9 protein-coding genes are annotated in these 7,751 nt (G+C 70.0%); all 9 read left to right on the top strand.

From position 1 onward, the window contains the following. Positions 1-204: hypothetical protein (locus tag FV218_RS22920; protein ID WP_187273130.1), on the top strand; the 204-nt coding region annotated here is incomplete at its 5' end. A 454-nt stretch (positions 205-658) separates the two neighbouring features. Next, complete coding sequence (lgt, locus tag FV218_RS21250) at positions 659-1,525, top strand: prolipoprotein diacylglyceryl transferase (RefSeq protein WP_147711448.1); 867 nt, start codon at positions 659-661, stop codon at positions 1,523-1,525. Continuing rightward, positions 1,522-2,604 carry an SAM-dependent methyltransferase gene (locus tag FV218_RS21245; protein ID WP_246685223.1) on the top strand — a complete coding sequence of 361 codons (1,083 nt, stop codon included), beginning with the start codon at positions 1,522-1,524 and terminating at the stop codon, positions 2,602-2,604. Before lgt ends, FV218_RS21245 begins: the two co-directional genes overlap by 4 nt. Before the next feature lie 613 nt (positions 2,605-3,217). Continuing rightward, on the top strand, positions 3,218-3,451 hold the full coding sequence (locus FV218_RS21240) for a glutathione S-transferase (RefSeq protein ID WP_147711447.1): 234 nt from the start codon (positions 3,218-3,220) through the stop codon (positions 3,449-3,451). Between the two features lie 56 nt (positions 3,452-3,507). Then, positions 3,508-5,064, top strand: coding sequence for a signal recognition particle protein (gene ffh / locus FV218_RS21235; protein WP_147711446.1), 1,557 nt, complete (start codon positions 3,508-3,510; stop codon positions 5,062-5,064). After that, positions 5,061-5,396 (top strand): chorismate mutase, encoded by a 336-nt coding sequence (locus FV218_RS21230; protein ID WP_187273129.1) that lies wholly within the window; start codon positions 5,061-5,063, stop codon positions 5,394-5,396. Before ffh ends, FV218_RS21230 begins: the two co-directional genes overlap by 4 nt. 5 nt (positions 5,397-5,401) lie before the next feature. Further along, positions 5,402-5,767: a 30S ribosomal protein S16 gene (gene rpsP / locus FV218_RS21225; protein ID WP_056093802.1), complete on the top strand. Its 366-nt coding sequence runs from the start codon at positions 5,402-5,404 to the stop codon at positions 5,765-5,767. Positions 5,768-5,777: 10 nt separating this feature from the next. Then, positions 5,778-6,464 carry a ribosome maturation factor RimM gene (rimM, locus tag FV218_RS21220; protein ID WP_147711445.1) on the top strand — a complete coding sequence of 229 codons (687 nt, stop codon included), beginning with the start codon at positions 5,778-5,780 and terminating at the stop codon, positions 6,462-6,464. Positions 6,465-7,133: 669 nt separating this feature from the next. After that, positions 7,134-7,751, top strand: a 618-nt coding sequence (locus FV218_RS23325) for a diguanylate cyclase (protein WP_147711444.1), incomplete at its 3' end; no start/stop codon positions are given.

Below are 7,751 nucleotides of genomic sequence, written 5' to 3'. Positions count from 1 at the left end.
GCCCGCGACCGGGCGACCTCCCGGCTCTGCTTCGGCATCGACGACCTGCCCGCCCTCCTCGCCCGGCTCGCGGAAGCCCGGCCCGACCACGCCGTCCTCCGGTCCGGGGACGGCCACATGGCCGGCCTGACGGGGCCGGACGGACACGGCATCCTGCTCATGGCGCGACGGGACACGGACGGGGGCGCGGTCGGGCCGGCATGATCCCCGCGCAGGGCTCGGCCTTGACGGGTCGGGCCCCGCGCGTCCAATGCCCGGATTTGCAGGGCCTCACGGAGTTTTCGATGGGCGCCGGCTCCGTGATTCGGCAGACCGGCGCAGCGGGCGTTTCGTGAGAGACACTCAACCCGCCGCTGTTCGACCGCTTCGGATCGAGCGGTCGCTTCCTGCTCCCTCTCTTGGAAGGCTACCGGATTCACACATCCGCCCGGTGGCTGATATCGAGAGCCACAATGAGCCGGCATCAGGCGCGACAGGCTCCCTCTCCTGAAAGGAGAGGGTTGGGGTGAGGTGTGGGACATCTCTGAATAGGTCACACACCTAACCCTGTCCCTCTCCTTCCAGGAGAGGGGACCCGCGCTTCACTTCCTCTTTCAGCGATCGGCCGGTTCAACCGAACCGATCGGCTGGAAACCGTATCAGACCGGGACGCCCGCCGATGCCACCGCTCCTCGCCCTGCCGTTTCCCGCCATCGATCCGGTGGCGGTGGCCATCGGGCCGATTACCATCAAGTGGTACGCCCTGTCGTACATCGCCGGGTTGCTCGGCGGCTGGTTCTACGCCCGCCGGCTCGTCGCCACGGACCGGCTCTGGGGTGCGAGCCGGCGGCCGAGCCTGAACGACATCGACGACCTCATCGTCTGGGTGGCCCTCGGCGTCGTCCTCGGCGGCCGCATCGGCTACGTGCTGTTCTACAACCTGCCGCTCTACCTGAACGACCCCCTCGAGATCCTCGCCATCCGCAACGGCGGCATGTCGTTTCACGGCGGCTTCCTCGGGGCGGTGCTGGCCATGGCCCTGTTCGCGCGCTCGCGAAAACTCGCCGCCTTCAACCTGTTCGATCTCGCCGCCGTCACGGTGCCCATCGGGCTGTTCTTCGGCCGCATCGCCAATTTCGTGAACGGCGAGCTGTGGGGCCGCATCGCCCCGGACTTCGACTACGCCGTGGTGTTCCCGTCCGGCGGCCCCCTGCCGCGCCACCCGAGCCAGCTCTACGAGGCCGCCACCGAGGGCGCCCTGCTGTTCGGCGTGATGGCGGTGGCCGTGCGGGTGTTCGGCTTCCGCAAGCCGGGTCTGCTCAGCGGCGTCTTCGTCCTCGGCTACGCCCTCGCCCGGACGTTCTGCGAGTTCTTCCGCGAGCCCGACCGGCAGCTCGGCTACCTGTTCGGCACCGAGGGCTGGGCCACGGGCGGCATCACCATGGGGATGCTGCTCTGCCTGCCCATGGCGCTCGTCGGCCTCGTCACCATCGTGCTGGCGGCGCGCGGCGGCATCGCCAGGACGAGCCGGGCCGACGCCCCTTGACGACGCCGCTTTTCACGCTGCTGCGCGATGAGATTCTGGCGACGGGGCCGGTTCCGCTGGCGCGCTACATGGACCTCTGCCTCGGCCATCCGGTCCACGGCTACTACCGCACCCGCGATCCCCTGGGGGCGGCGGGCGACTTCGTCACCGCGCCGGAAATCTCGCAGATGTTCGGCGAGTTGATCGGGGTCTGGATCGCGGCGGCGTGGGGGGCCATGGGGGCGCCCGCCGACCTCGCCCTGGTGGAACTCGGCCCCGGACGCGGCACCCTGATGGCCGACGCGCTGAGAGCGCTTGCCCGCGCCGCGCCGACCCTGCGCCCCGCCCTCCACCTCGTCGAGACCAGCCCGGTCCTGCGGGCCGCGCAGGCCGAGCGGCTCTCCGGCTTCGCGCCGACATGGCACGAGGGCCTCGCCACCCTGCCGCCGGGGCCCGCCCTCGTCGTCGCCAACGAGTTCTTCGACGCCCTGCCCGTGCGCCAGTTCCAGCGCACGGCGCGCGGCTGGTTCGAGCGCTGCATCGGCCTGTCGCCCGACGCCGACCGCCTCGTCTTCGGCCTCGCCGCCGAGCCCGATCCGCGCATCGACGCGCCGGCGCCCGTCGGCGCGACCCTGACCCTGCCGGGGGCCGCCCTCGACACCGTCCGCGACCTCGCCCGGCGCCTCGTGCGGGACGGCGGCGCGATGCTCGCCATCGATTACGGTCACGCCCGGCCGGGCTTCGGCGATTCGCTCCAGGCCGTGGCGGGGCACCGCTTCGTCGATCCCCTGGCGGCGCCCGGGGAGGCCGACCTGACCACCCACGTGGATTTTTCGGCCCTGGCGCGGGCCGCATCCGGTGAGGGCGCGCGGGTGCACGGCCCCCTCGATCAGCGCGACTTCCTCCAGGCGCTCGGTCTGCGCGCGCGCGCCGAACGCCTCAGCGCCAACGCCACGCCGCAGCAGGCGTTACGAATCGCCACGGCCGTGTCGCGCCTCACCGATCCGGCCCGGCGCGGCATGGGCAGCCTGTTCAAGGTGATGGCGCTGTCGAACCCGGCCCTGCAGGATTTGCCGGGGCTTTCGGCCGAAGGCCGTTGACGCTGCTTCAGTGCGCGCGGCGGGCGAGCCATACGGTTCCAAGGCCGAGTAGCAAGGCGCCCAACGGGTATAGCAGGAGGGTCAGGGTGTGGATGTCCATTACCGCAACTCCCGGAGAAGACTTCTGGCAACCCAATGTAGGGTGCTGCTGACGCATAAGCAAAGAAGGGAAATGCCCGGCGTTAGCGAAGGGCGGTTGGGCGTCGTCGGCACAGAGACATCCTGGGAAAAAAGCGGGGCCAGGCCTCCGATGGCGAGCACTGCGATGGCGACGCCGTTGACATAGGTCGCCGTCAACTTCGTGCTTTCGTTCGAGATGAGTCGGGCTCGGGCGTCGTCCGTATCGCTCATCGCCCCTCGCGAAGTCTGCCTCGCGATGATCGCTTAGGATGCGAACCCCTGTCAAAGTCGCATCCCGGCCCACCGGCCAGAAAACTTGACTCCCCCGCATTCTCGTCCTAACCGACCCTTCATCTTTCAGACGATCCGATCGTCAGCACGAACGCCGACCGGTCCCATGAGGCCGGAGGTCAACGCCCGACAGCGCGATGCGCCCTCGGGCGAGCTTCGCGTTGGGGACAGGGCGTCGATCGCACATTCGTTCGAAGGCCGCATGCCCCACGCCACGCCCCTCACGTCGAACACGCCGCTGGACATCGCGGATGCGGTCAACGACGTCTGCCCGTGGTCGGGCAAGCCCATCGCGGTCGATTCGCTGACCCTCTACAACGGTGCCGTCGTGGGTTTCTGCAATCCGGAGTGCCGGGACAAGTTCGCCCGCGCCGTGCGCAGCTTCGAGAACGCCCTCCAGGCGCGCCGGGCCGAGAGCGCGGGCATCAACCAGTGATGCTGTTCGCCGTGACGAGACGTGTCCTGACGAGCCTGGCCCAGGGAGCCTGACGCATGTTCGAAGGCCTGTCCGATCGCCTGTCCGGCATTCTCTCGGGGCTGACGCGCCGCGGCGCCCTCACCGAGGCCGACGTCACCGCCGCTCTGCGGGAAGTCCGGCGCGCCCTGCTGGAAGCCGACGTCGCCCTCGAAGTCGTGCGCGATTTCACCGAGAAGGTGCGCGATAAGGCGGTTGGCGCCGTCGTCGTCAAGTCGGTCACCCCCGGCCAGATGGTCGTCAAGATCGTCAACGACGAGCTGACCGCGATGCTGGGCTCCGATGTCGGGCTCATCGACCTCAACGCCCCCGCCCCCGTCGCCATCCTGATGGTCGGCCTCCAGGGCTCGGGCAAGACCACGACCACGGCCAAGATCGCCCGCCGGCTGGCGTCGCGCGACAAGCGCAAGGTGCTGCTCGCCTCCCTCGACACCCGCCGCCCGGCCGCCATGGAGCAGCTGGCGATTCTCGCCAAGCAGGTCGAGGTCGAGTGCCTGCCCATCGTCGCCGGCCAGTCGGCGGTGCAGATCGCCCGGCGCGCCATGGATGCGGCGCGGCTGGGCGGCTTCGACGTGGTGATGCTCGACACCGCCGGCCGCACCACCCTCGACGAGGCGCTGATGCAGGAGGCGGCCGAGGTGAAGGCCGCCACCAACCCGCACGAGGTGCTCCTCGTCGCCGACGCACTCACGGGCCAGGATGCCGTCGTCACCGCCCGCGCCTTCGACCAGCGCCTCGGCGTCACCGGCATCGTGCTCACCCGCATGGACGGCGATTCGCGCGGCGGCGCGGCCCTGTCCATGCGCGCCGTCACCGGCAAGCCGATCAAGCTCGTCGGCACCGGCGAGAAGGTCGACGCCCTGGAGGAATTCCACCCCTCCCGCGTCGCCAACCGCATCCTCGGCATGGGCGACATCGTCTCCCTCGTGGAGAAGGCGGCCGAGACCATCGACCACGAGCAGGCGCTCCGCACCGCGGAGAAGATGCGCAAGGGCAAGTTCGACCTCGACGACCTGTCGATGCAGCTCGCCCAGATGGAGAAGATGGGCGGCATCGGCGGCCTCATGGGCATGCTGCCGGGCATGGGCCAGATCAAGAAGCAGGTCGAGAACGCCAACCTCGACGAGAAGATGTTCGCCCGCCAGCGGGCCATCATCTCGTCGATGACCGCCCAGGAGCGGAAGAATCCCGACCTCCTCAAGAACTCCCGCAAGAAGCGCATCGCGGCGGGTTCGGGGACGAAGGTGGAGGAGCTGAACAAGCTCCTCAAGATGCACCGGACCATGGCCGACATGATGAAGGCCATGGGCTCGGGCAAGCGCGGCATCGGCCAGGCGCTGGGCTCGATGTTCGGCATGGGTGGCGGTGGCGGGATGCCGGGCGGGATGCCCGGCCTGCCCCCGGGCATGCCCGAGCCGACGCCCGAGATGATCGCCGACATGCAGAAGCAGTTCGGCGGCAAGCTGCCCCCCATGCCTCCGGGCCTGGGCGGCAAGATGCCGGGGCTTCCCGGCCTCGGCGGTCCCAAGGGCTTGCCGGGCCTCGGCGGCTTTCTGCCGGGGAAGAAGAAATGAGCGGCCCCGAGACCATGGCGGCGCAGGGGATCGACCCCGAACTCGTGCGCCTGCGCGAGAGCATCGACAACTTCGATGCGGCCCTGATCTACCTGCTCGCCGAGCGGTTCCGCTGCACCCAGCGGGTCGGCGAGCTGAAGGCCCGCAAGGGCCTGCCCGCCTCCGACCCCGGGCGCGAGGCGATGCAGATCGCCCGCCTGCGCCGGCTCGCGATCGACGCCAAGCTCGATCCCGATTTCGCCGAGACCTTCCTGGCCTTCGTGGTCAAGGAAGTGATCCGGCACCACCAGACGATCGCGGCCAACCACAACGCGATCGAAAACAGAGAGTAGAAACCATGTCCCTCAAGATCCGTCTCACCCGTGGCGGCGCCAAGAAGCGCCCGTACTACCGCATCGTCGTCGCCGACGCCCGCGCCCCCCGCGACGGCCGCTTCATCGAGAAGGTCGGCGTCTACGATCCCATGAAGGCCAAGGACGATCCGGCCCGCATCGTGCTCGAGTCCGACAAGATCCAGGCCTGGCTCGCCAAGGGCGCCCAGCCCACCGACCGCGTCCTGCGCTTCCTCGACGCCGCCGGCCTCGCCAAGCGCCCCGCGCGCAACAACCCGCAGAAGGCCGAGCCCGGCGAGAAGGCCAAGGAGCGCGCCGCCAAGCGCGCCGAGAAGGCCGCCGCCCCGCCGGCCGAAGACGCCGCGGCCTGAGGCGCAGCGCATGGCCCGCCGTCCCCCCGGTCACACGCCCCACGGGGACGGCGGACGCCGCGCGCGTCCCGGACGCATCGGCGCGAGCGTCCCGACTTCGGCCCACCGGCCGAACCCCGACGCCGATGCGCCCCTGCCCGCCACCGATCCGAGCCTCGTCCAGATGGGCGAGTTCGGCCGTGCGCACGGACTCAACGGCGAGATCCGCCTGAAATCCTACACCGGCGACCCGCAGGCCATCGCGTCCTACGGGCCCCTGATCGGCGCCGACGGGCGCCGCATCGAATTCACCGAGGTGCGCCGGGCCGGCGGCGCCTCGCCCGACCTGCTGGTGGTCCGCGTCAAGGGTGTGGCCGACCGCACGGGTGCGGAGGGCTTGAACCGCCTCGCGCTCTATCTCCCCCGCGAGCGCCTCGGCAGCGTCGAGGCGGAAGACGAGTTCTTCACCGCCGACCTCGTCGGCCTCGACGTGGTCGATACCGCCGGGACCCGCCTCGGCACCGTCGCGGACGTGCCGAATTACGGCGGCGGCGATCTCCTTGAGATCAAGCCGGCCCTGGGCGGCGCCACCGCCCTCCTGCCCTTCACCAAGGCCTTCGTCCCCGAGCTCGACATCGCCGGCGGCCGCGTCGTGATCGATCCCCCCGAGGACCTGTTCGCCCCGGCCGGGCCGCGCCCGCCCGACGAGCCGGTCTAGGGGGGCTCCGACGCCCGGCGATGGCCCTGGGCGTCCGTGTCGTGTCGGCTCCGCGACCCTGCGCCTCCGAGCGGCAATGGCCTCGAAGCGAACGCCGCCGTCGCCCCACTCCAAGCCGTGATCAAGCCGCGGACGCAGGTGTTCCCGGCGCGCCGATCCCATCGTTCGCCAGGGTGAGAGGGTCCGGGGCGATGCTCGCTCCGCCTCTTGGCGATCCCTCCGACTAGCAGACCGGGACGGCCCGACCGTCGGCGGTTTCCGTGCGGGGAGGGGTCTGTCGTGCCGCCCCGACGATGACCGCGCGCACCCCCCGTCCGAGGGCCGGTGAACCCAGGACACGGAGGCACAGCAAATCGAGGGTGCGGACGAACATGGTCTGGGCTTCCTGGGAAAGGGATTCGAAGGACGTCGACCGCCGAAACGGTCGTCTCCCGTCCGATGCTCCCAAGATGCATTGCGCACCGATACATGCCGATAGGAATTTCGATCGCATTTGATACAACCGCCTCACGAATCCGAGATGGTATAGACAAATCGTGATCCACGGGCTGCGACGCGCACCGTGATGGTTTACAGCACGTTCAGATCCTCGGCGGGACTGCGGCCCTGCCAGTTTGGGAAACTCCACCCCCTCGCTTTCCGCCATCGATCTCCCGGCTGAGGACAACCTTGCGCATCGTCGTCGTCGACCCGAGCCGGGTCATCCATCGGTCCGTGACCGAGATTCTAGTGGCGAGCGGCCATGAGGCCCTGTGCTTCACCGATGCCGGGGAAGCGCTCGCCCGCGTCGCCGCCGACGAAACCGTGGCCTGCGTCCTCACCAGCCTGGAAACCCACCCGCTCGACGGGTTCGAACTGTGCTGGCAGCTGCGGCTCCTCGCCAACGCACCCCGGCCGCTCGCCATCCTGGTGATGTCTTCGGCCCACGGCAGCCGCAGCCTGGGCGAAGTGCTCGACAGCGGGGCCGACGACTTCATGTCGAAGCCTCCGGGCCGGGACGAGTTGATCGCGCGCCTGCGCGCCACCGAGCGCCTGCTCGGCCTGCAGCGGGAGCTGATCCGCCAGGCGGACACCGACCACCTGTCGCAGCTGCTCAACCGCGGCGCCTTCCTGCGGCGGGCCGAACATCTCGCCGAGCGGCTGGTCGACGGGACGACGCCGGAGGCGCCGATGACGGCGCTCCTGATCGACATCGACCACTTCAAGACCATCAACGACCGCCATGGGCACGCGGTGGGAGATGCGGCGATCCGGGCGGTCGCGGGGGTCCTGCGGGAGACGGGGGCG

Origin of the sequence: Methylobacterium sp. WL69 (genome assembly GCF_008039485.1) — a bacterium.
Classification (GTDB): Bacteria; Pseudomonadota; Alphaproteobacteria; order Rhizobiales; family Beijerinckiaceae; genus Methylobacterium.
This window is presented reverse-complemented; position numbering and strand designations above follow the sequence as displayed.